Annotated in this window: 24 protein-coding genes; 13 read left to right on the top strand and 11 right to left on the bottom strand. The window is 58.4% G+C overall.

Annotation, left to right across the window (positions count from 1 at the left end; translation table 11 throughout):
* Positions 1–43 precede the first annotated feature (43 nt).
* A complete protein-coding gene (locus HHL08_RS20435; RefSeq protein WP_169574852.1) occupies positions 44–2,596 on the bottom strand; it encodes a DUF2309 domain-containing protein in 2,553 nt (850 codons plus the stop codon).
* 45 nt (positions 2,597–2,641) lie between these two features.
* Entirely contained in the window at positions 2,642–4,126 is a 1,485-nt protein-coding gene (locus tag HHL08_RS20430; RefSeq protein ID WP_169574851.1) for a proton-conducting transporter transmembrane domain-containing protein, read from the bottom strand.
* Between HHL08_RS20430 and HHL08_RS20425 the strand changes: the two genes are divergently transcribed.
* Positions 4,104–4,967 carry a LysR substrate-binding domain-containing protein gene (locus HHL08_RS20425; RefSeq protein ID WP_169574850.1) on the top strand — a complete coding sequence of 288 codons (864 nt, stop codon included), beginning with the start codon at positions 4,104–4,106 and terminating at the stop codon, positions 4,965–4,967. The two genes, HHL08_RS20430 and HHL08_RS20425, sit on opposite strands and share 23 nt — an antisense overlap.
* An 84-nt stretch (positions 4,968–5,051) precedes the next feature.
* Here HHL08_RS20425 and HHL08_RS20420 read toward each other — a convergent pair whose 3' ends face one another.
* The 7 genes from HHL08_RS20420 to HHL08_RS20390 form a co-directional block, all read right to left on the bottom strand.
* Positions 5,052–6,494 carry an ArdC family protein gene (locus HHL08_RS20420; protein ID WP_235955194.1) on the bottom strand — a complete coding sequence of 481 codons (1,443 nt, stop codon included), beginning with the start codon at positions 6,492–6,494 and terminating at the stop codon, positions 5,052–5,054.
* Positions 6,451–6,768 carry a single-stranded DNA-binding protein gene (locus HHL08_RS20415; protein ID WP_169574849.1) on the bottom strand — a complete coding sequence of 106 codons (318 nt, stop codon included), beginning with the start codon at positions 6,766–6,768 and terminating at the stop codon, positions 6,451–6,453. Before HHL08_RS20415 ends, HHL08_RS20420 begins: the two co-directional genes overlap by 44 nt.
* Positions 6,769–6,851: 83 nt before the next feature.
* A complete protein-coding gene (locus HHL08_RS20410; protein WP_169574848.1) occupies positions 6,852–7,604 on the bottom strand; it encodes a hypothetical protein in 753 nt (250 codons plus the stop codon).
* Positions 7,586–8,254, bottom strand: coding sequence for a DUF7146 domain-containing protein (locus tag HHL08_RS20405; RefSeq protein WP_456242933.1), 669 nt, complete (start codon positions 8,252–8,254; stop codon positions 7,586–7,588). Before HHL08_RS20405 ends, HHL08_RS20410 begins: the two co-directional genes overlap by 19 nt.
* A 462-nt stretch (positions 8,255–8,716) precedes the next feature.
* Positions 8,717–9,745 (bottom strand): helix-turn-helix domain-containing protein, encoded by a 1,029-nt coding sequence (locus HHL08_RS20400; RefSeq protein ID WP_206378008.1) that lies wholly within the window; start codon positions 9,743–9,745, stop codon positions 8,717–8,719.
* A 416-nt stretch (positions 9,746–10,161) separates the two neighbouring features.
* Positions 10,162–11,067, bottom strand: a complete 906-nt coding sequence (locus HHL08_RS20395) for a replication initiator protein A (RefSeq protein ID WP_169574846.1) — start codon at positions 11,065–11,067, stop codon at positions 10,162–10,164.
* A gap of 243 nt (positions 11,068–11,310) precedes the next feature.
* Complete coding sequence (locus HHL08_RS20390) at positions 11,311–11,733, bottom strand: hypothetical protein (protein WP_169574845.1); 423 nt, start codon at positions 11,731–11,733, stop codon at positions 11,311–11,313.
* 146 nt (positions 11,734–11,879) lie between these two features.
* On the opposite strand from HHL08_RS20390, the gene HHL08_RS20385 reads away from it, so the two are divergent.
* Positions 11,880–12,134, top strand: coding sequence for a helix-turn-helix domain-containing protein (locus HHL08_RS20385; protein ID WP_169574844.1), 255 nt, complete (start codon positions 11,880–11,882; stop codon positions 12,132–12,134).
* An 81-nt stretch (positions 12,135–12,215) separates the two neighbouring features.
* The gene (locus HHL08_RS20380) at positions 12,216–12,458 is read left to right on the top strand and encodes a helix-turn-helix domain-containing protein (RefSeq protein ID WP_169574843.1); all 243 of its coding nucleotides are present in this window, start codon (positions 12,216–12,218) and stop codon (positions 12,456–12,458) included.
* Here HHL08_RS20380 and HHL08_RS20375 read toward each other — a convergent pair.
* Positions 12,453–12,938, bottom strand: coding sequence for a helix-turn-helix domain-containing protein (locus HHL08_RS20375; protein WP_169574842.1), 486 nt, complete (start codon positions 12,936–12,938; stop codon positions 12,453–12,455). The genes HHL08_RS20380 and HHL08_RS20375 overlap by 6 nt on opposite strands.
* A 158-nt stretch (positions 12,939–13,096) precedes the next feature.
* Positions 13,097–13,321, bottom strand: a complete 225-nt coding sequence (locus HHL08_RS20370) for a hypothetical protein (RefSeq protein WP_169574835.1) — start codon at positions 13,319–13,321, stop codon at positions 13,097–13,099.
* On the opposite strand from HHL08_RS20370, the gene HHL08_RS20365 reads away from it, so the two are divergent.
* The 10 genes from HHL08_RS20365 to HHL08_RS20320 form a co-directional block, all read left to right on the top strand.
* Positions 13,239–14,243, top strand: a complete 1,005-nt coding sequence (locus HHL08_RS20365) for a lytic transglycosylase domain-containing protein (protein WP_328804709.1) — start codon at positions 13,239–13,241, stop codon at positions 14,241–14,243. The genes HHL08_RS20370 and HHL08_RS20365 overlap by 83 nt on opposite strands.
* Positions 14,240–14,494: a TrbC/VirB2 family protein gene (locus HHL08_RS20360; RefSeq protein ID WP_169574840.1), complete on the top strand. Its 255-nt coding sequence runs from the start codon at positions 14,240–14,242 to the stop codon at positions 14,492–14,494. The genes HHL08_RS20365 and HHL08_RS20360 overlap by 4 nt, the downstream gene beginning before the upstream one ends.
* The gene (locus HHL08_RS20355; protein ID WP_066609300.1) at positions 14,494–14,808 is read left to right on the top strand and encodes a TrbC/VirB2 family protein; all 315 of its coding nucleotides are present in this window, start codon (positions 14,494–14,496) and stop codon (positions 14,806–14,808) included. The genes HHL08_RS20360 and HHL08_RS20355 overlap by 1 nt, the downstream gene beginning before the upstream one ends.
* A 98-nt stretch (positions 14,809–14,906) precedes the next feature.
* Positions 14,907–15,074: a hypothetical protein gene (locus HHL08_RS20350; RefSeq protein WP_169574839.1), complete on the top strand. Its 168-nt coding sequence runs from the start codon at positions 14,907–14,909 to the stop codon at positions 15,072–15,074.
* Between the two features lie 30 nt (positions 15,075–15,104).
* A complete protein-coding gene (locus HHL08_RS20345) occupies positions 15,105–15,443 on the top strand; it encodes a type IV secretion system protein VirB3 (RefSeq protein ID WP_066609298.1) in 339 nt (112 codons plus the stop codon).
* Positions 15,436–17,820 (top strand): VirB4 family type IV secretion/conjugal transfer ATPase, encoded by a 2,385-nt coding sequence (locus HHL08_RS20340; protein WP_328804708.1) that lies wholly within the window; start codon positions 15,436–15,438, stop codon positions 17,818–17,820. The genes HHL08_RS20345 and HHL08_RS20340 overlap by 8 nt, the downstream gene beginning before the upstream one ends.
* Before the next feature lies 1 nt (position 17,821).
* The gene (locus HHL08_RS20335) at positions 17,822–18,532 is read left to right on the top strand and encodes a type IV secretion system protein (protein ID WP_169574837.1); all 711 of its coding nucleotides are present in this window, start codon (positions 17,822–17,824) and stop codon (positions 18,530–18,532) included.
* A gap of 5 nt (positions 18,533–18,537) precedes the next feature.
* Complete coding sequence (locus HHL08_RS20330) at positions 18,538–18,825, top strand: EexN family lipoprotein (RefSeq protein ID WP_169574836.1); 288 nt, start codon at positions 18,538–18,540, stop codon at positions 18,823–18,825.
* Positions 18,826–18,828: 3 nt separating this feature from the next.
* Positions 18,829–19,872: a type IV secretion system protein gene (locus tag HHL08_RS20325; RefSeq protein WP_066609294.1), complete on the top strand. Its 1,044-nt coding sequence runs from the start codon at positions 18,829–18,831 to the stop codon at positions 19,870–19,872.
* Positions 19,873–20,257: 385 nt separating this feature from the next.
* Positions 20,258–20,502, top strand: a 245-nt coding sequence (locus tag HHL08_RS20320; RefSeq protein ID WP_268932741.1) for a VirB8/TrbF family protein, incomplete at its 3' end; no start/stop codon positions are given.

The following is a 20,502-nucleotide window of genomic DNA, read 5'->3' as shown; positions in this document are numbered from 1 at the left end:
TCAGTAACTCCTCATATCAAACAGAATTTTTCAAGGTAGTTTTTCAAACTATGGTTCGGGGCTCTGCCCAACCACCAGGCGCGTCCGAAAATCTGATTAGTTCATCGCCTGCAGTCCAGCGCGACACGCGGCCATTAGTAGGGTCGATCACGACCAGCTTGACCCAACCATTCCCGAACAGACGACCGAGCAATGGGTCCTCCAATATTATGGCATCCACCCGGTCAAGTGGGGCCTGTACAATGGTGAGGAGGCGCTGAGGGACATGGTGAGGCGTACCATCGTCACAAAATAATGACTGACGGGGCAGGCCGACGCACAGGTCGCCGCCATTGCCTCGCACGACTCCAAAGCCGCCGAGCACATTATGCACTGTTTTATCCCCCGCGCCGTAGACATTGTTGTCGATCGTCGAGAATAGATATTGGCAGTTAATCCATTGCGCGACAACCATCGGAGCGGTCAATATTGTCTTCAAAGCACCGCCATCGCTGTCGGTGCGCCAGTCATAGCTATGAAGAAAAACTCGGCCATCGAGGTCGATCTCCTGTGTCAGGCTCCGCGGTCCCGCGATAAAGGCCGCATTGCCAGAAAGCCCCCATTCGGGCCGAACTTCTCCCCAGTGCAATGCGCCCACCACTAGGTCAGCGGCGGAGCGGTTGAGCTTCCGGCCACGTTCTTCGCGCGCTATTGCGCTCGCATAAGACAAATCCCAGGCAATTTTCCCCAAAGCGTCGCGATGGCTTTCGGGAATCTGCTCGCAATCGAACAACATGACATTATCAGTGGTGGTGTCGTGCTGGCCCGCTACGAACCGCGTGTCGCAAGGAATGGTCATATTCTGCTCTGCCAGACGCGCACGCACATCGGGATCGTTCAGGATTGTGGCCATGACCCGTGCATTGGGACCACCGGCCCTACCGCCACATGCCCCGCATTCGAGCGCACCGCCGAAGGGATTATTGGTTGAGGTCGCACCATGGCCGACCAGCAGGACAAGCGGGGCCAGGTTTTCCGGCAAAAGGCCCGTCAACTTGAAGAGGCCTGTGGCATAACTCGCCTTTTCCTCCAGACCCAGACCATGGGCATGAGAATCTGAAAGGCATGGGCTCAGCTGCGCTGACAGACCGGCATCATCCGGACCGGTGAGTTGTCGGGCGATCCCAGGGGCAAGGTTGCGTAACAGCATCATCGCTCCAGCAATGGGACCGGTGCCTTCGGCCGCAGCAAAGCTGGTTGCCATGGTCCGCTTGGCAGCATTGAGGAGCCTCGACGCAGATGACTGCCTAGCGTGACTTGCCAGTAGAGAGCTGTCACTGTTAAGGCCATTTGGATCAACGACCTGGGCAACTTCATGCTGCGGCTCCAGCAGCACAGGCAGTTGCCTGCGCGCTATACGGTCGGTCGGCGCACGCATCGCGATCGGCAGGCCGAAAAAGCCAGCATAGCCATAGGTGTCGTAACTGCCTTGCTGCTCAATCGCGCGGCGCAGTGGTTCGGAACGCACGTCGATGCAGAAAATGAACTGCGCATCGTGCCGCGTAGGCGTCACCTTTGGCCCACGCTCCGCATTGCGCAAATCCTGTACGATTTTCGCCTGAAATCCACGCTCCGCAGTTTCCATAAACATCATCGACAGTTGGTGACCGTTGATGCTGAGAATATAATCCAACCGTGTTTTCGCAGCGCCGTTCAAAGAGAGGAACGCCCTAACCGGTATGGCGAAATGGGATGCGAGCCCTTCATACTCTTGTATGGGCAGACTATCGGCGACGGGCATAGCGGTGTCGAAATCGAGCACCAACATCCACAGGGCAAGATAGTCCGTGATGGTCGCCGGTGCCCCGACACTATAGGCCCGATCTGCATATTCGCTGCGCCAGCGAATATGGCCTGCCCATCCTGGCAGTCTGCCCATCAACTCTCGCAAAAGCGCCAATTTCGCCAGTGGATTGTCACCAAAGGACGCGAGCCGTTGGGCAATGGCCGTGACAGGGTCCATAGGTGCCTTGCGATGGACTTCCATTGCCCGTTTCCCGGTCAGCGCGATGAATTCCGGATCATGGACAACCAGGTCGAGAGTCGCCCTATACAGGCCTTTTTCTCTTCCCGGCATCTCCAGGGCGGATAGCCCCTGATCCAGAAAGGCCGCGCACCATTTCGCAACGAACAATTCAGCCCGGCTCGGGGAAGCCAGTGGCTTGGGTTCCGTGTCGTCCGAAGGTAGGTGCAACAGACGGGCCATGAGGATATCATGCGCGTTGATGTTTGGGAGCACTGCTTCGAAGGCCAGATTCAGACCCCCGAGGCGTTCGACTGCGACCTCAGCCAATATTGCGCGATCGACTTTGCCATTATCGGTGAGCCGACGCCACAGCGAAACGGGCAAGCAACTGCGCGCCTTGAAGATGTCGGAGGCCGCTTCAACCGCGTCGAAGAAGGGCAAGTCCTCAAAGCCGGACAACGGGTTGACCGCAATCGGGCTTTCCAGCGGCCAGAGGGGAGCGACGGCCTTGGACGCCAGACCGACCAGCTTTGCGGTTTCCGCATAATCTGGAGCCAGAGCACATGAGGGATGGGCAAATTCGAGCGTCATGGTTCTATTCCTTCTGGTAGAGGGAAAGTCAGCGATTTTCAGGTGTCAGCGGGTCATAGCTCCGGCACTCAGCAGCCGGACATAGATCCAGCGAGGCATTTGCCACCGGCGGGCGAAAAGTCGGTTCTGGACGACCAGGCTCCCTAAGAAAATTGCCGCGACAAACATTTGCAGGGTCATCGGCAGTGGCGATTGGGCTGACGGGAGCAGGCGGCTCACAAAGCCAAGACCGGTTGAGTGAATGACCACAAGAACCGATATCAAGGCCGCCATGACCCAGCGCTGACGGCCAGAGTTGTCGCCGATGGCGGACAACATCGCGATCATTGCGGCAATGAGCGTCAGCGCGGTTGAAATCAGGCTCGTCTTGTCGAGCGGCGATACAATATCGACCAAGGTAAGGCCAATGGTGGTTGCCCCGATCGCGAACGCCGTCTTAAAGCCCAGCCCTTCGGCGGCCTTCAGGGGCTGGCGACGAACGACCTGGCCCGCGCCCAGGAATAGCCAAGCCTTGAACAAGCCATGGGCAAGGATATGCCATAGCGCTGCGGCATAGGCGCCCAGGCCACAGGTCATGACCATAAAACCCATTTGCGACACTGTGGAAGCTGCCAGCCCCCGCTTTACGTCGGGCCGAACGATCATGATAGCCGCGCCTGCGATTGCGCCAAAAAGGCCCAGCAGAACCATCGCAAGTCGCGCTGCCGGTAGCAGTTCGATCACCGGAGCCATGCGGATGAGCAGGAAACCGCCAGCGTTGACCAGGCCCGCGTGCATCATGGCAGAGACGGGCGTGGGGGCGGTAACAGACGCAAGCAGCCATCCCGAAAAGGGGGGCACCGCGCAACGTGCGAGCGCCGCAATTACTACAGTGGCCACCAAGCCAGCCAACATCGGCGTGGGGAGTTCACCAGCCCGTGCGACAATCTCGGAGATGGCCAATGTTTTCAGGCGCAGTGCGGCCATCGTCAGGCCGCATACAAAAAGCCAATCGGTCGCGAGGAAGGTTTTACGGGCCTTACGAGCCACTTGCTGGGCTTCGGGCCATGTATCTACATGGCCGATCATGCCTGCAAGCATCAAGCCGCTGGCTACCCAAGTGGACGCTAGGACAAAGATATTATCTGTCAGCAGAAAGATGATCGCCGCAGTGAACGTCGTCACCATGCTCGCAAAGAAACGTGTTCGCCGCTTGTGGAGACGCATGTGTCGCCGCGCAAACCCAAACACGCAAGCTGCCACAAAGAAGGTCAGGCCTGACATGGCGACTGACAATATGTCCCAGTGCAAAGCCATCGGTTCGAACCTCAGCTCAATGGCCAGCACCAAAAGGCAGATAAATGCCCACCCCATTAGGGGCACGGCAAATTCCTCACGCGGTTTTGATAGCATAGTTCCCATTGCGATCTCCTTTGGAACCGCGTTGACAAACCAGCCTGCATTTATGAAATGAGTTTGTGAAATCTCATGAATTGAGAAATCGAATGGTCGTGAGGTGGATTGGGCTATGACGTTGCGAAATCTCGACATTGATCTGCTGCGAGCATTTCTGACGATCGCAGAAACGGGCAGTTTCACGCGTGCGGGTGATCGGCTTGGGCGCACCCAATCGACGATCAGTCTTCAATTGAAGCGACTCGAAGACCACCTCAATCGCGTCCTTTTGGAACGAAATGCGCGCGGCGTCCGCCTCACACCTGACGGACACAAGCTAATGGGGACCGCGCGCAAACTCGTCCACCTTAATGACAAGGCCGTTGCTGAGTTGCTGGAGCCCGATATTCGAGGCGTGGTACGCCTTGGCGTGCCCGAGGATTTTGCCACGGTTCATCTGCCCGAAATACTCGCTCTTTTTACCGAGGCCCACCCGCTGGTAGAATTGGAGGTGACATGCGATTTGACGCTCAACCTCCTTGAGCGGTTCCATACCGGGGCCTTCGATCTTGTTTTGGTGAAACGGGAACCGGCAGCTGCGCTGGAGGGCATGCGCGTGTGGCGTGAGCCTCTGGTCTGGGTAGCCAGAGATCAAAGCGCAGCCGACAGTGTCGATACTGTACCGCTCGTTATGTCGCCGGCACCTTGTGTCTATCGCAAGCGCGCGACCGATGCCCTTGACGCCATCGGACGCCCTTGGCGCATAGCCTACACGTCAACCAGCCTGGCGGGGAGCCAGGCAGCGGTCCGCGCAGGGCTTGGGATTACAGTGCTGCCGCGCGAAATGGTTCCGGAGCCTCTCGCAACTGTGACGGGCGAAGCAGGGTTGCCGGTGTTGCCGGACACGGAGATCGCATTGATCGAAGGTTCAGCAATCTCCGAGACGGGACATATGCTGGCGCAGCACATCGTTGAAACGCTTGAACGGACAAGCTGACGGATAGGGGAGCTATTCTGCAATTTCGGCTATGAGCTGGCAGAAAACAGGTGATTTCGGACACCCAAGCAGACCTGTCGGCGCTTAGCGTATATCTGGGTCCGTTCTATGTACCGACCCCATGTGGGACAGGATCAGTTCGCTTCCCGCCTGTGCTGCGGTGGCGGCGCGGAAGATCGCGCGCTTGTCGTTGCGAAGCGCGGTGAGCCAGGACGCAACATAGGCCGCATGGTCCTCGCGCTCGGTCGGCTCCATGCCAAGTTGTGCGCAAAGCATCGCTGCACCAATCTCCGCAATCAATTCCTCTGCGGCCCTGATTTCCTTGGCCTTGCCATAATCGCGCAGGGTTTCGCGGGCGAGCCGTGAAGCATGGCCGGTGCTGTGAATCGCCTCATGGGCAAGCGTGGCATAGAAAGCGTTGCCGGTCACAAAGTCGGCAAAGGCAGGCATCTGGATACGGTCGGCGCCGGGGTTGTAGTGGGCGCTGCTGCCTCCCTCGCTATAGGGCACGGGATAGCGGCTAAACGCTGCATCAAGCTCGCTGTCGCGCTGGTCGCGGTTCTTCACCTCGATCTGAGGCGCGGGGAACCTGCTCATGTCCAAGCCCTCGATCTGCTCGACGTTGAACACGACATACTTTTTTAGATAGGCGCGGCTCGTTTCCTCGCCCTCGCTGTTGGTGATTGGCTCGCCTGTCACGCCATCCTTGGGGGTGAAAGTGCCAGCATGAACGACAAGATTGCCCTTCTCGCCTTTGCGGACCTGTCCGCCCAGTTCGTGCGCCTGCCGGTAGGTCATCCAATGCGGGTTGGTGTAGCCGTGCGCCATGGCGGCGGACCACAACAGCAGGATATTGATGCCGCGATAGGCGGTGCCCTCATGGCGAAGCGGAAGCGATGCCGCGCCCGATGCCCAGCGTGGGGACCATGGGCGGGTGCCTGCCTCTAGCAGCGCAACAATCTGGTTGGTGACTTCCTCGTAAACGTCGACGCGCGCAGCGGTGGTCTTGCGGGTCTTGCTGGTGTTCCGTGGCATGTGCTGTTCCCTTCCTAAAATGGAGCCGAAGGCGATGGCGTCCATCGACTTCTGCCCGCTGGCGAAGTGGGTCGGGGAATGGCGCAGTGAGGGCCGATCAGGGAGGAGGGGGATCGCCCGTCCTGCACAGAGCGCAGCGAACGAAGGATGGGGATACCGCCCTGATCGCCAAGGGAGGTCGCGCAGCGGCCGAGACGGTCTAGCCCTTGCGCCAGGGGGCCGGAACAGGCCCCGGAGCTGGATCAGTGACGCGGCGGCATTGCCGCCTCCTGTTCGATCGCGCCGGTGTTCCGGCGTGCCAGATACAAAAACACCGCAAGAATCTCGTTTGAGATCCTGCGGCGATTTCAAGGCGAGGATCGTCACCCGAATGGGACGAAACCGCTTGCGGGTTCGGTCGGAGCGGAGCGGAGATAGAGCCGTGCCGAAGGCCGCCCCCAGCTCCATGTCACCCGGCATCTTTCCGAACAAGAACGGAATATGAATCAGCAATTAGATCAGTGTTATAAATTGTCTGTCCATCACGATCATATGAGGTCTGCTTTACCCGTCCCGTTACATGAACCATGTCACCCTTTGCGGAGTTGTGGGCATATTCAGCGCACTTTCCAAAGCAAGTCACCCGGTTCCAATGAACCTCTTCCTGCCATTCACCGTCAACCTGCCGATTATAATTCGATGCAACATTGACGAACGTGACCTTTTCCTTCTCATCAACGCCGCCAACCTGTCCAATAATACGAAATTCAGCGATATTCCTTGGCATTTCCAGCACTCCTACTGTTGCGGGTAAAGTGGCTCGGTCGAGATCGCCGGCACCTCGTATGGCTCCGGGTCAACCAGCTCGGCTTACAAGATCAGCGGTTCCCCTTCGACCTGGGCACGTTGCCCCTCGATCTGGCCGATATTAGGGGACGTGAACGGGGGAAACTGCTCGGGCGACACGGCCCATTTCAAAGGCATTTGATACTGAGCGAGATTTTTCGGCGTCATCGCGCGCTGATACGTGTCGCGCCAATCGCTAGCGATCCGCTGCTGCGCGACCGAAAGCGCAATCTGGCGGTTGCAGACCATCTTCGTCAGAAGCATTTCGAGATGGTCTTTCAGCTCGCGGTCAGGCCCGGTCCACGTCTGCAACCATAGATTTCGCGGATCGGCCACCGCCCCGCCGAGAGAGATTGGCACCAGATAGTCGAGTGAAAAATCGTCGGGATTTTCGCCGGGATAGAGACTTTCAACAAGGCGGCGGGTCACCGCGGCCTTCCACGAAGGCGGCAGCGACTTTTCGGCCTGGTACTCGCCTTTGCAGATGGTAGCGGCGATATTGTCTTGGGTGATCGCGGGATTGATCGCGCCAGGTGTGCGAGCTGGGTCGGGGATCGAGGGCAAGACGATCTGGCGGATCGGCTGTTTTGCATTGATTGCGGCGAAGGTCGCCGCTGCCTGACAATTCGCCGGATCGAAGAACTGGCCGCAGGCCTCGCGCGAGCTACGGGGAGGATGCGCGACAAAATCAGGGTGAGATTGCACGAAAACCGCGCCAAGAATGACGGCTCCTGCGAGCAAAATACCTATCTGAGTTTTCACGCGGCGGCTCGCCATGCGTCATTCCAATCGCCGCCGATAGGCGGCAATTCGACGGATAGACGGCGCCCGTTTGCGGTCAGGTTTGCCTCGCCTTTGGCGAGGCCACGGGTCGCGGCTGATCCGTGCTGGGAATAGACTGTGATCGTGCGGACATGATCGGGGATTACGAGGTGGGCATATTGCTCGATGCCGTTCGCAGACCAGCATCCCGTCAAACCGAACATGCGTATGACGGACTCGGCATCTTCAAAGCCCTCGGCCAGATTCAGATGGTCGGCCTCGATGCGGCCGATCTGAATTGAGCCGCCGCGCGGTAGAGCGAGGGTGCGTTTGGGTTCGACCAAACTGCCGTTCTTATTCCCTTCCCGGTCCACGAAGATGCGCTTGAGAGCGATGACTTGGCGGCGCTCCGTGATTGGCAAGAGCAGCGCCGGCAGGCGCAGCTTTTTGCCTTCTTCGTAGACAAGCGATGCAGGGTCATATCGGCCAATTGTCGAATGGCCGATTTTGCGCATTTCAAGATAGAGTTGGGCAGGGGTGCCGGCGATCGGCAACGCCTTGCTCCATAACTCGCGCGCCAACGGTGCGAGGTCGCGGGCAACAGGCGGCGTAGTGTCGCGTTCTGTAGGGCGGACATATCCGCCATGCCGGGATAGCGCAGCCATTATCTCGGCCTGGTTGCAACCGGCGAAACAGTGGAACAACACCACGTCTTTCCCAGGTGTGACGGAAAGCGACGGGCTGCGATCCTCATGGGCCGGGCAACGCGCCTTGCCGTAAGACCCGTGCCACGTTCCGTTGAGGCGTTTCACAGCTTCTTTAGCAGCGGCGGTCGGCGTCAGTTTCATAGTCCGGCAATAGCGTATTGAACAAAAGCGGACAATCGCTAACCCGCCGACTTATCGCTTTAGACTTTGAAAAGTCGGATCGCATTCCCTGCAAACCGAGCCGTATATTGACGCTGAGGCCGTTCAAAGCGGGCAGCAAACGCGACGGGGAGTAATATGAAGCTGTCATAGCCGCTTGCTCCACCTGGGGAGCATTCCGGCGGCGTAGCCGACGGTCCTGCCCTTTGATTTGGCGTTGAGGGTGAAATCGAAGTCGTTACCGTGCCGCCTCGATGCCCGTCAGGGCTGAATCGTTGCCCGACTAGGGCAACTCCGCTTCTCCGTAGAGATAGAATATAAAACTGTATGAGGAGCAGTGCCGTTATTGCACCCACGGGGATACGCATCTGAGGCTTGCCGGGCAGCGGAGCGTTCGGCGGCCAGGATCAGTGCCGCCCGCTGGGCTGGGTCGTCGGGCATAAGGCGGCGGCGCTCGATCGCTCCGACCGATGCGAGCATGTCCGCGTGTTGCTCCAAGCTGTCAGCCCGGCGCTGCGTCTCATCCTCGGGGACGGGGGAGAAAAGCCCGATCATCTTACCGATCCACTGAGGGACATGGCAGCGGTAGAGATTGGAGGTCTGTTCGGATCGCGCCCCGTGCTGGCTGTCGCGGGTGTAGTCGTACCGTCTGATCCATTCGAGTAAGCCCAACTCGCGCAGCCGGTCGAGCGAGTATTTCACGGTGCGTCGGCCAAGCCGCGTCCAGCGCATGAGCGTCTCATAAGAGGGCACGCACCAGCCTTTACGATAGCGCAGCTCGTCCACGATCTTGAGGAGCATATCTCGGCAAGACCGGGTGAAGAGTGTCAGCTTATGCTGCTCGGGCGTCAGCGCGCCGCCCTGCCTTGCCTCGGCGGCTAGATCTCGCGCGCGCTCGAACATCAGATGGATGGCGCGGCGAAGCTCTTTGAGTTGATCGAATGAGACGGGCCGGACAAATTCGGCCTCGGCCGCATCCCCGGTCCTGACGCTGTTTGCCCATACGGGCCGCCCTGTGACGTGTGTACCGCCTCGACTTATACGGACGCGGGGTTTTGTGCCGATGAGGCGCGAGGCGGTGTGACTAAGCCCTGTCTTTGTGCCGCGTTCGAGCGGACGCACGCCGCAGATGACGGCCAGGGGTAGAACGGGCACGCCGCATGATCGTTGCTTCTGTTGAAGCTCGAACGCTGCGGCAATGTCCGCTTCAACAATGCCGAAAGCGCGCAGCTCCGCGACTGCGCCTGTCGGCACGTCAGCAAGGCTTGTTTCCAAGGCAAGAAACATCATTCGTCCTCCCAGGTGGAAGACCGTTCGCAGGCAAAACTAGAGCGTGGCGCGAAGCGCGCTCCCTTGAACCGAAGCTCAGGAACAGGTATAAGAAGGGTATGTATGGACCCGGTCGATGCCGCCAAGCATCGCTCATAATGTTCCAGGGTGCCCGGCCTTCGTGCCGGGCATTCGTTTATGTGGTCACAGCGGCTTCCTGCTCGGTCATCATCGGCGAATTGCCGACCATGCGAATTTGCAGAATTTAAGTCCGTGGCGGAAGCGCTAGCGGTTCGTGCTATCTCGGATCAAAGCCAAAATTCGTTCGTGCTATCCCGGATTAAATGCCTCAGGATTCGTGCTTTCGCGGATCAATGGGCGGATCGGCTTCGTGCTTTCGCGGATCAATGGCTCCATTACCCCACGCCCTAACCGAATCAAGCAAGCGCAGATGAGCCGACGAGCTTCATTACTTTCGGTTCGATCAAGACCTGACAGTATCCGGTCTTTCTGCCGGGTCGAGGCGGTAATTTTGCGCCGCTAGGCGGAGCATCAAACAGTATTACCCGGTAGTCTGGAATAGCATCGGCTTCCAATATCGCCTTCAAAGCATGGCGAAAATGGGCAAGGGAGTTTTGATAGCCAAGTTGGAGACGCAAATCGTCCAAGCTCAATTCATATGGTCCATCGACGCATGCAGATCGAGCTATTTCATATAGACGGCGCTCGACTGGCCCAAGCCTGAAATAAGCGGGCGCATAGTCCAGCACCTGCCTATCGCGCAGAATAGCTCGGAAGAGCCAATCGCATAACCGGACCCTGACCGCCTTGAGCCGCTTTACCCCAGGGCGTTCGCCATTCTTGGTGTAATAAAGCTTTGCCTCGGACAACCACGAGAAATAGCCCTCTTCGCCTTCGCCGCCAGCTTCGATGTCGGTCTTTATCTGCGTACCCTGTAGCCGTTCCAGCGCCTGTGAGAGGCGAGTATAGGACCGCGCTGATGGATTATTGCCTGTGACACAAAACAAATCATGGGCCGTGAAATAGAAGTCTTGAGAGACTTCTTCTCCAGACTCAAGCTTTGCGACCATGAGACTTGCGATATAAAGTACGATCTCCTTGTCATAGATCGTTGCAACGCCCTTTGCAGTCGGCACGATCTCGATGGAGACTGTATCGGTTTTGTAGGAGAGCGTTTTTGTCCACTTGCCTTTGCTGAGCGCGAAGAACGGGAACGCCATCAAGGATCGCTCGCCACGCACCTCACTCATGAGAGGGCTATCGAGCGAGAAAAGGTCAGCTTGGTTTTGTGGCATCGGCCTTGTCCCCATCATGGCGCCCATGACGCATTTCCATCATTGCCCACCTTGCATTGATCCGCAAAAGCACGAATCCAGCGTCGCGGATTGATCCGGGAAAGCACGAGGATTCATGGCGAACTAGTGGAGGGGCCATCGTTAGGGCCGTCCGATGAGCGTGGATTCGTGCTTTCGCGGATAAACTCATTCGCTTCGCCCCATACACCTGATTGCCACCTCAATGCCGGGCCTCGTGCCGGACTTGGTTTATCCGCTAACCGCATACCCTTATTCAATCAGTGGCAATTGCACGGGTGCCGGCGTCAAATCCTTGACGTAGGCACCAACAGTTTCAAGCGCGGCTCCAAGCGGGATGCCACGATTTCGATGTGCGATGGCTTCAAGAAAGGCATGATGCTCGCGCGGAATATGCACGGCGATCTGCTTCATGTTCATGTGATCCTCTGGCGGCGGTGGTGGAACCAGCTCAGCCGCAGAGTAAGCAATAATAGCTTTTCTAATCATCGCAGAAACCACATGGTCCAAGCCGCGCATCTTATGGCGGGCTTTCAGCCCCTTTAAGTGCTCGGCAAAGCTATTTGGGATTTGCAACTTGCACTGAACAAAGTCAGCATCATAGAGCGCCTGCCGCTTGCGTCTCATACAAGCGGCGGGTGTTAAGACGCGATTCTGTGCGGCGGGTTGGCCCATGGTGCATGGCTATTGCGAATGCGGGCGGTTGTCAAATTTGACCGCCCCTCGGGTAGTTAATCAGAGATAGTGTATCGTTCCCCGTCTCGGCGTTATATGTGTCCAAAACGGATGATTAACTACCAGCAAAGGATAACGGGGTCGCAATGCCGCAATACCTAAAACTAGACCAAGCGGCGTCTGAACTAGCCACACGGCTAGGGGAAAACTGCCGCTCGCGCCGAGCGAAACTCAAGATTTCGCAGGCCGAATTGTCTGAACGAAGCGGCATCGCCGCATCCCATTTATCGTATATCGAGCACGGCAAGGCGAATCCCACGCTGGAGGTCATCGAACATCTGGCAAAGGGGTTGGAGTGCAGCGTGATTGAGCTTCTGAGCGATCCGATAAAGAAGAAGTAATCCTGCTAATGATTATTGTTAGCTGGACATGGCGGGAGAGGCAGGGTTAGGGTGATAGGCCTCTCAACGGCAGCAGAGACAATGACCATGCTTAACGAAAGGGGCGAGGGTTCAAGTCTCAACCAGACCCTCGCCAATCAAACTGCAAGCCAATGCAAGAAAATGGGGATGTCAGTCACCCAACTCGCACTAGCCAGTGCAATTGAAGTTGAGCGGCTTCATTCCATAATGGATGGCAAGGCGAAGGAGATTACGCTCCGTGAAATCGCAGGATTAGCCCTCGGCCTCGGAATTTCGCCATCTGTATTGCTCGGAGATTCATGAAGGCACTGCCTCGGAATCCCGATGCCGCTGCAAAAAATCAAATAATGTGGTGCGGCCGACGCCTAAATCCTTCGCAACGCTGCTCACCGTTGCGCCGCTATCGTCAAGCATGCGCCTTATGGCAGGAAGCTGATCTTCGGTCAGCTTGGGCTTGCGTCCTGGCTTTGAATCGGTCGGGCGCGTTCTGACGCCGTGGGTTAGGCGCCAATGGTTGTCGAGACCTGTGACCAGCTTGAATAGGTCGTTGCCTTCCTCGGGCTTGATAACGATCCCAGGGGCGGCGAACTGGATGCTGACCCCCTTTTTCAGCATTTGCCGCATGAAACGAAGAAGGTTCTGCGGGTGCATGGGCAGACAGGTGAAATCGTAGATTTTGATCCTGTCGCCGCTTTCCAGCGGCATACCGCCCTGCGCGAGCTTGTTAGGCAAATCATTGAGATCCATCCGCGCTTCGTTCGCGACTAGATCACTGTCCTCCATGCAGAGAGCCTTCTGCTCCGAAATGGATAGAGAATGAGCCGTTTCCGACAGAAATAGGATCGTCTTTGGCAATGCGGTTCCGCTTTGGCTCGTAGGTGAAGCTGAACAGCATTCAGCCGAAATATGGGGCAAGAGCTAAGCCATAGGTGCCGTCTCCATCAAGCGCGTTCGGGTTCAGCTCCGGCCAAAAAGACGATCAACCGTTCATCGCATCGCGGAATCCCACAAGCCGAAAGCGTGTTGTCGGTAATGTCGGATATGTGTACCAGAGAAACCGGACTCTCCGAAAAGGTGCGCTGAATGCCTTTAGATGCAACGGTTTTGGCGGCGTTACTGCAATCATGCGCGGCGAATGTCGCGCCTGCAACGATGACGGCAATCATACAGGTGGAATCTGAGGGCGATCCCTATCGGATCGGCGTCAATTCGGGCGGTTCGCTCCAACGCCAACCGGCCAACGGAGCCGATGCAAGCGCCACAGCGCGGGGCCTACTTCGCAAAGGGGCCAACTTTGACGCTGGCCTCATGCAAATCAACAGCGCGAATTTTGCGCGCCTCGGTGTGACAGCCGAGACGGTTTTCGACCCCTGCACAAACCTGCGGGCAGGCGCGGCGCTTCTTGCTGGCAATTACAGCCGCGCTCGTGTGGCGGGGCACGCTGACCCCCTCCGCGCGGCGCTGAGCGAGTATAATACCGGCTCGCGGGCCAAGGGCTTATTCAACGGATATGTCCGGAAGGTCTATGCGGCGGCGACTGGTCGCACGTCTGCGCTGCGGCCTGCGGTGGTGCAGCTCTCCTATGGCTCGGTGTTGCCGGACACGGTTGGGAACCTGTTGCTTTCGGCGTTCGGCGGCAGAATCACCGATACGCTGCGCCCGATCAACGCGACCTATGGAGTCGTCCATAGCTATCACAAGGTCGGTCGTGCGGTCGATTTCGTTCCGCGTGGCGGCGTTGGCGCGATTACCCGCGATCAAATTCGCGCCGTGATGGCGGCCAATGGTGTTCGGATCGTAGAATTGCTTGGGCCAGGTGATCCGAAGCATTCGGATCATTGGCACGTCGCTTGGGGGACGTACACAGGCTCTCCCCTCGAACGACCTAGCGATGCTCAAGCGCCTTGGGCAGTGGCGACATATCAGCCGCAACAGGCGGTGGCAGGCGCTTATCAGGTGTCCGCTTCACTCAACTCCGAGACGCGGGACGGTGCGGAGGGCGCAAGCCCGCCCCCGGCGTGGGACGTTTTCGCACAGGCCAGTTGGCGGCAACGCCAGTCCTCCGGTTCGGTGGAGGGGGGCCTGTGAGCATCTTGCAGAAGATCATCAAGAGATTGTCGGTCGTGCTTGTGCTCGGCCTCGTTGCAACTCCCGCTCATGCTGATGTGAACGGGATAGCAACAACGGTCCTCAACGAATTAAAAGCTCTCGTAGGACCGGCAATAATGCTTGGCGTAATTTGGCTGGGCATTCTCATCATGACAGGAAGAGGGACACTTATCGTGTTTATTACTTTCTGCGTGGGCATCGCAATGGTAGCAAGTGGAGGTTTCTTCTGATGAAAAAGCTCGTTTCCAACATCAAGGGGCGGTGGTCGACCAACTATGCGCTCGCCGGTGCCGTCCTCTCGATGCTGCCTGTTCCCGCATGGGCGCAGGCCGCAAACCAGACAGAGGTGGCGTCCATGGTCGACTCCATCCTCAATTTGCTGACCGGGCCTATCGCAAAGGGTCTGGCCGCAATCGCGCTGGTCATCGCCGGCATCATGTTCTTCTTCGGCGCTGGCAATAAGGGGCTGCTCGGCTCGATCATCGTCGGCTGCTTCATCGTTTTCGGCGCCGGTTGGCTCGTCGATACCATTTCGGGAACGTGATGCGCAGGGTTCGTCTCTCTGCGGCGACCCTTGCTGGGGTGGCTTGGTCGGTTCCGGGGGCGGCGCAAGTCGCCTCCGCCTCCGCCCAAGCCTCTTCCATGGCAACCAAGATGATGGCCGCTGGCGCTGCCATCGGGACGCTCGCGCTCGTCATCGCCGGGTATTTCTTCATGGCCGGTCACGGTGATCGCCAGTCGCTCGCGTTGTGGGCTGCTGGCCTGATCGTGCTGCTGTGTGCCCCGGCCATCGTTGCTTTGCTGACATGAAGCCGCACGGCGGCAAAAGAGAGGTTCCGGGTGTCTGAGCCAGAATATCTAACCGAAGATCCGCTGTTCCTGGCCCTGACACGTCCGACGCTGTGGTTCGGCGTCCCTGTTGAGGCAACGCTGGCGATCGGAATGGCATCGGTGTTCACGCTCATGGTCGTGGGCAACCCGATTTGGGCGCTGGCAATTGGTGGCGCGCTCCTGGGCGCAGCCCGGCTCATCGTCCGTGCCGACTACAATATGTTCAAGATCATCTTCCTTTTCGGCCGCACGAAAGCGCCCGCGCCGAACAAGTCGGTTTGGGGCGGGTCCAGCTATTCGCCGCTGCCGGTCAAGGGCGTGAAGCGGAAAGGATTTGATCGTGTTTAAGCGCAAGCCCCCTATCAAGCTGGAGCGCGACCCGTCGCTGTATCTGCCCTACGCGCGCCATGTGAATGACAACATCGTCGCGCTGGACAACGGCGAATATATGGCCGTTTTCGCGCTCGACGGGATCGCGTTCGAGACGGCTGATGTGTCCACCATCAACGATTGGCACGAGAAGCTGAATACCGCTTGGCGCACTATCGCGCACGAACGGGTCGCGGTCATGGTCAACACGATCCGGCGTATCGACAGCGGCTATCCCGAAGGGGAGTTCCGGTCTGCCTTCGCGCGCGATCTCGACGCCGCTTATCGCAATCGCGTCCTCGCCAAGCGTATGTTCGTCAACGAGCATTATCTGACCGTCCTCTACCGGCCAGCGGTGGGCGCAGCCGACAAGGCCGCGTCATCGGTATTCTCGATGTTCTCCAAGGCCAGCGCTGCGGAAGCCGAAGAGGATATTATCGAGACGTTCACCGACATTCTGCGTGACGTGGATAAGCTGCTCGGTCGCGTCAATCCGCGCATCTTGGGCGTGTACGAGTTCAATGGCCTGCAATTCAGCGAGCCTATGGAATTGATGCAGCGGATTATGACCGCCGACAAGCGGCGGGTGCCGTTGGTGCGCGGCCATTTGGGCCGTGCTGTCTACTCGGATCGGGTCATCTTCGGACAGGAACTGTTCGAGGTTCGGGAGCCGGGAGGTTCGCGGTACGGCGGCATTTTGGCGGTGCGCGAACATGCTGCACGCACGTTCCCCGGCCAGCTCAACGCGCTGTTGGAATCGAAATTTGAGTTTGTGCTGGGCCAGGGCTTCGCCTTCCTCGGCAAGCAAATGGGTATGGAGACGGCGCGGCGGAAGCGCGCGCAACTGAGTGCCACCGATGACGTAGCGTTCAGCCAGCAATCCCAACTGGATGAAGCGATGGACGATTTGCAGTCCAATCGCTTCGTCCTTGGCGAGCATCATCTGGCACTGTCGGTCTTTGGCGAGACGCCGAAAAAGCTCGCGGAAAACATGAGCGTTGCCCGTGCGGCGCTCTCCGAAAGCGGCATTGTCGCGGCGCGCGAGGATTTGGCTCTGGAAGCGGCCTACTGGTCGATGCTGCCGGGCAACTTCGCATGGAGGACGCGGCCTGCGGCCCTCACATCGCGCAACTTTGGGGCACTGGCGCCGATCCATACCTATCCGCTCGGTCAGCCGACAGGAAACCATTGGGGCAATGCAATTGCCCTGCTCAAGACAACGGCCAATTCGCCCTATTTCTTCAACTTCCATTTTGGCGATGTAGGTCACACCCTCATTCTCGGACCATCTGGCGGCGGTAAAACCGTCATCCAGAATTTCTTTCTGTCGCAGGCTGAAAAAACCGGCGCGCGCATGGCCTTCATCGACAAGGATCGCGGCGCGGAGATTTTCGTCCGCGCTTCGGGCGGCACCTACCTTGCTCTCAAGAACGGCCAGCCATCGGGCTTCGCGCCGCTCAAGGCGCTGGATCACAGCCCCCGCAACCGTGAGTTCCTTGCATCGTGGCTGCGTCAGCTCGTCACCCCTGACAATGGCGAACTGACGCCCCCGGAGCTTTACCAGATCAATCAGGCGCTGGATGCCGTGGCCCGACTGCCGCAAGAACTTCGGTCCCTCGCGGCGATACGGTCGCAGCTCGACCAAACCAGCGTGGAAGGCATTGGCGCACGTTTGGAGCGGTGGACCAAATCTGGCGAATTTGGCTGGGTTTTCGATAATGACGAGGACACGTTGCGGCTCGATGCCCGCCTTATGGGCTTCGACATGACGGACTTTCTCGAAAACAACGCGATCCGTCCGCCGCTCATGAGCTACCTGTTCCACAGGCTTGATGACATCGTGGACGGGAACCCGGTCATCATCGACATTGACGAATTCTGGAAAGCCTTGGGCGATCCAGCATTTCGGCATTTCGCGCGTGATGGTCTGAAAACCTATCGTAAGCGCAACGCCATGATGATGTTCGGAACGCAGTCACCGGCTGACGCTCTGCGCTCGGACATTGCCGAAACCATCATCGAGCAATGCCCGACGAAAATCCTTCTGCCGAACCCGAATGCACAGGCCCGCGACTACATCGACGGCCTCAATCTGACCGAAGCCGAGTTCCGGCTTATCAAGGTCGATCTATCGCCGGAAAGTCGGCGCTTCCTCATCAAACAGGGTCATGATTCCGTTGTGGTCGAATTGGACCTCAACGGCATGGCTGACGAATTGGCGGTGCTCTCGGGCCGCCAAGGAACGGTCCAGTTGCTTGACGAGCTGCGGGCCGAGTTCGGGGATAATCCCGATGTTTGGTTGCCCGAGTTCAAGCGCCGCTGGCGTTCAGTTGGCAAGAAGGAATGGAGTGCCTGATATGAAGAAAATTCTCACCTTCGCAGCACTGGCTTTGTCGCTCGGCGGCATGTCCGGATCGGCCCATGCCCAATTGGCGGTCGTTGATGTTAAGTCGATCGCGCAAGCCCTGCAAACGGCCAAAAACACGCTCAATCAGTTGGAAGAGGCAAAGAAACTCTACAACACGATGAACAGCCTTTCGCAAATCTCGAATGTCGCTCAATCGCTTAAAGCGGAGATTTTGCAGACGGCCTTGCCGGACGGAATGCAGGATTCAATCAATCTGATTTCCGGCGATCTGGCTGACCTGGGCGCGCTCGGCAACCGCGCCAAGGGGATCATGGACACCAGCGATTTTTCGCTTTCCGGACTGAGTGGCGACTTTGGCGATGCCGAGGGCATCTTGAACGGCGCAGCCACGCGAGGGGCGCGCGATCAAGCCTATGGCGAATATATGCTGGAAGCCACCACGGCGAGCGGTGACGGCCTTAAGGAGCTGAGCACCGGCCTCGCGTCCGCAACAACGGCGCGTCAATCTCAGGACATTGCAGCGCGAGCGAACATCGAAAACGCGGCTATCAATAACCGGCTCTTGCAGATGCAAGCGGCGGAACAGGCTGCGCGCGGTGCGCTGGCGGTGAAGTCCTCTGCGGACTTCGCTAATCAACAGCGCAAGACGCAGGAAAACATCGACAGCGGCGCGCTGTGGCCGACTTGGAACGGCAACTAAGTAAAATGGAGGATCGGGCCATGCGGAAGTGCTTTGCAATACTTGCGGCTGCGGCGCTTCCGCTGGCCGCCTGCGGTGAGGCGGAAAAGTCCGTCGATTACTATTTGAAGCATCTGGACGAGGCGCGGGAAAAGACCGCGCGTTGCCAAAGCAATGGTGACGCGGGAGTAAACTGCGGGAACGCCGCTGTAGCCATCAAGCGCAATGCCGAAGAGCAATTCAAGCGTGAGCGCGCGCGGACGGAAAAGAACCTCAAGAATGGTTCGATCTGGCCGACCTGGAACGGGAAATAGGTCATGCTCGACGCGATCTATAACATGCTTGAAGGCCAGATTACCGGCACTCTTTCCGGCAAGTACGCTGCCGTGATGGGGTTGGTGTCGGCGCCACTGCAAACCGCTATGGCAATCAATCTGGTGATCGTCGGCTTCGCCGTCATGCGCGGGGTGTCCAATGAGCCATTCGGCAATTATCTCGGGACCTGGCTCAAATGCTACCTCGTGATCTTGGCGGCGACGTCCACGATCGCGCCGCAAATTGCAGCAGCAGCCCAACAAGCTCCGGACCAGCTCGCGAACGCATTGGGCGGTGGTGCGCTCAATGCGACGTTCGATGCGTTCGTTAAAAACGCCGTCGAGCCTGCGCTTTCGATCCATAACCAGATGGAGCCTTGGATCGAGCCAAGCACATTCTTCCCGTACACGATCCCGAACCTTGCGACCGGCTTGATGGTCATTCTCATTATGGTGATGGCCTACATCATCGCGGCTATAGCCATGACAATCGTCCTGTTCATAAAGTTCGGCCTGTTCGTGACGATCGCCACGATGCCGATCTTTGTCGGCGCTCTGATTTTCCCGTCATCCTCGGGCCTGTTCTTTAGCTGGCTCGGTGCGGTGCTGAACTACGCCATTCAAACGGCGGCAGTCTCGATCGCGCTGCTTTTCGTGGTGGCGCTGGTGAACGCGATCCCCGGTTCTGTCGGTGCTGGCGCTGGTGGCGATACGTGGACGGCGCTGGCGGCGATGATGCTGCAACTTGTCGCGGTATTGGTCGGCGGCTTCATCATCATGCAGGCGCAGTCGATCGGTTCATTTGCGGGCGGCGGCGGATCATCTGGCGCGGGCTTCCTGTCCGCGATCTACCCGTCAATGCTCCAACGCAAAATCATGAACTCGACCCTTCGCGCGCCGAAGGGCGCAGCGAACGCGGTCGGCAACACGGCCCGCTGGTCGCTCAACAGGCAGACCGCCAACCGGGCCGCATTCGTTCAACAGGCTCAAGCATCTTCGGGTCGCACTTCGATGCCCGGTGCATCGTCCCGCCCCGGCAACAGGTAGGAGTAATGGCAATGTGGTTGAATAATCACGGTGCGCTGGTTGCGCGCCGCTGGGGAAGGATTCTCTGTGTCGGGGTCGCAAGCTGCGGTGTTGTGGCCTGTGCGACGACTTCGGAGAGTCGCAATCCCCCTTCAACGTGCAGTCGGTCGGACGCGCGCCCCGCAAATCCCTATGGATCGGTCCTCTCCGCCCCGGTGGTCAGCACAGCGCCTCAAGGCGATGTGATGGTGTTCCCCAAAGAGGGCGATGCTGGGAAAGCCGATGGCCCTGACGGCGCAGTGGTGCCCGCGCCACCGCCCGCACCTGACCAGCCCGCGCCGGGCCAACCGCTCTCCATGATGCAAGCGCCGGCAACCCCTCAACTCGCATATAGGAGCTGCTGACAATGGCCCTGGGCGTCAAGAAAAAGAGCGATCTGGACCAGTATTTCGCGGATGCGAAGGATTGGGATTTTGATCGCGTTCGCGAGGCGAACAAGCAAAAGCGCATTGCTTATATGGTGGGCGCTGGCGGGGTCATCTTCGGCCTCTCCATGTTGGCATGGCACGTTACGGCACCGCTGCGATCGGTGGAACCCTATGTGATCCGCGTCGATCGCCAGACCGGCGCCATCGACGTGGTGACGCGGCT

Source organism: Sphingobium psychrophilum (assembly GCF_012927105.1).
Lineage (GTDB): Bacteria > Pseudomonadota > Alphaproteobacteria > Sphingomonadales > Sphingomonadaceae > Sphingobium > Sphingobium psychrophilum.
Note: the sequence above shows the minus strand (reverse complement) of the source record. Positions and strands in the feature narration are given on the sequence as shown.

Bases quoted from the DNA above. Each gene is read 5' to 3' on its own strand.
- HHL08_RS20435 (WP_169574852.1), bottom strand. From the start codon at position 2,596: ATGACGCTCGAATTTGCCCATCCCTCATGTGCTCTGGCTCCAGATTAT.
- HHL08_RS20425 (WP_169574850.1), top strand. From the start codon at position 4,104: ATGACGTTGCGAAATCTCGACATTGATCTGCTGCGAGCATTTCTGACG.
- HHL08_RS20430 (WP_169574851.1), bottom strand. From the start codon at position 4,126: ATGTCGAGATTTCGCAACGTCATAGCCCAATCCACCTCACGACCATTC.
- HHL08_RS20415 (WP_169574849.1), bottom strand. From the start codon at position 6,768: ATGCCAAGGAATATCGCTGAATTTCGTATTATTGGACAGGTTGGCGGC.
- HHL08_RS20410 (WP_169574848.1), bottom strand. From the start codon at position 7,604: ATGGCGAGCCGCCGCGTGAAAACTCAGATAGGTATTTTGCTCGCAGGA.
- HHL08_RS20405 (WP_456242933.1), bottom strand. From the start codon at position 8,254: ATGGCTGCGCTATCCCGGCATGGCGGATATGTCCGCCCTACAGAACGC.
- HHL08_RS20400 (WP_206378008.1), bottom strand. From the start codon at position 9,745: ATGATGTTTCTTGCCTTGGAAACAAGCCTTGCTGACGTGCCGACAGGC.
- HHL08_RS20395 (WP_169574846.1), bottom strand. From the start codon at position 11,067: ATGGGCGCCATGATGGGGACAAGGCCGATGCCACAAAACCAAGCTGAC.
- HHL08_RS20390 (WP_169574845.1), bottom strand. From the start codon at position 11,733: ATGGGCCAACCCGCCGCACAGAATCGCGTCTTAACACCCGCCGCTTGT.
- HHL08_RS20385 (WP_169574844.1), top strand. From the start codon at position 11,880: ATGCCGCAATACCTAAAACTAGACCAAGCGGCGTCTGAACTAGCCACA.
- HHL08_RS20380 (WP_169574843.1), top strand. From the start codon at position 12,216: ATGACCATGCTTAACGAAAGGGGCGAGGGTTCAAGTCTCAACCAGACC.
- HHL08_RS20375 (WP_169574842.1), bottom strand. From the start codon at position 12,938: ATGGAGGACAGTGATCTAGTCGCGAACGAAGCGCGGATGGATCTCAAT.
- HHL08_RS20365 (WP_328804709.1), top strand. From the start codon at position 13,239: ATGCCTTTAGATGCAACGGTTTTGGCGGCGTTACTGCAATCATGCGCG.
- HHL08_RS20370 (WP_169574835.1), bottom strand. From the start codon at position 13,321: ATGATTGCCGTCATCGTTGCAGGCGCGACATTCGCCGCGCATGATTGC.
- HHL08_RS20355 (WP_066609300.1), top strand. From the start codon at position 14,494: ATGAAAAAGCTCGTTTCCAACATCAAGGGGCGGTGGTCGACCAACTAT.
- HHL08_RS20350 (WP_169574839.1), top strand. From the start codon at position 14,907: ATGGCAACCAAGATGATGGCCGCTGGCGCTGCCATCGGGACGCTCGCG.
- HHL08_RS20335 (WP_169574837.1), top strand. From the start codon at position 17,822: ATGAAGAAAATTCTCACCTTCGCAGCACTGGCTTTGTCGCTCGGCGGC.
- HHL08_RS20330 (WP_169574836.1), top strand. From the start codon at position 18,538: ATGGAGGATCGGGCCATGCGGAAGTGCTTTGCAATACTTGCGGCTGCG.
- HHL08_RS20325 (WP_066609294.1), top strand. From the start codon at position 18,829: ATGCTCGACGCGATCTATAACATGCTTGAAGGCCAGATTACCGGCACT.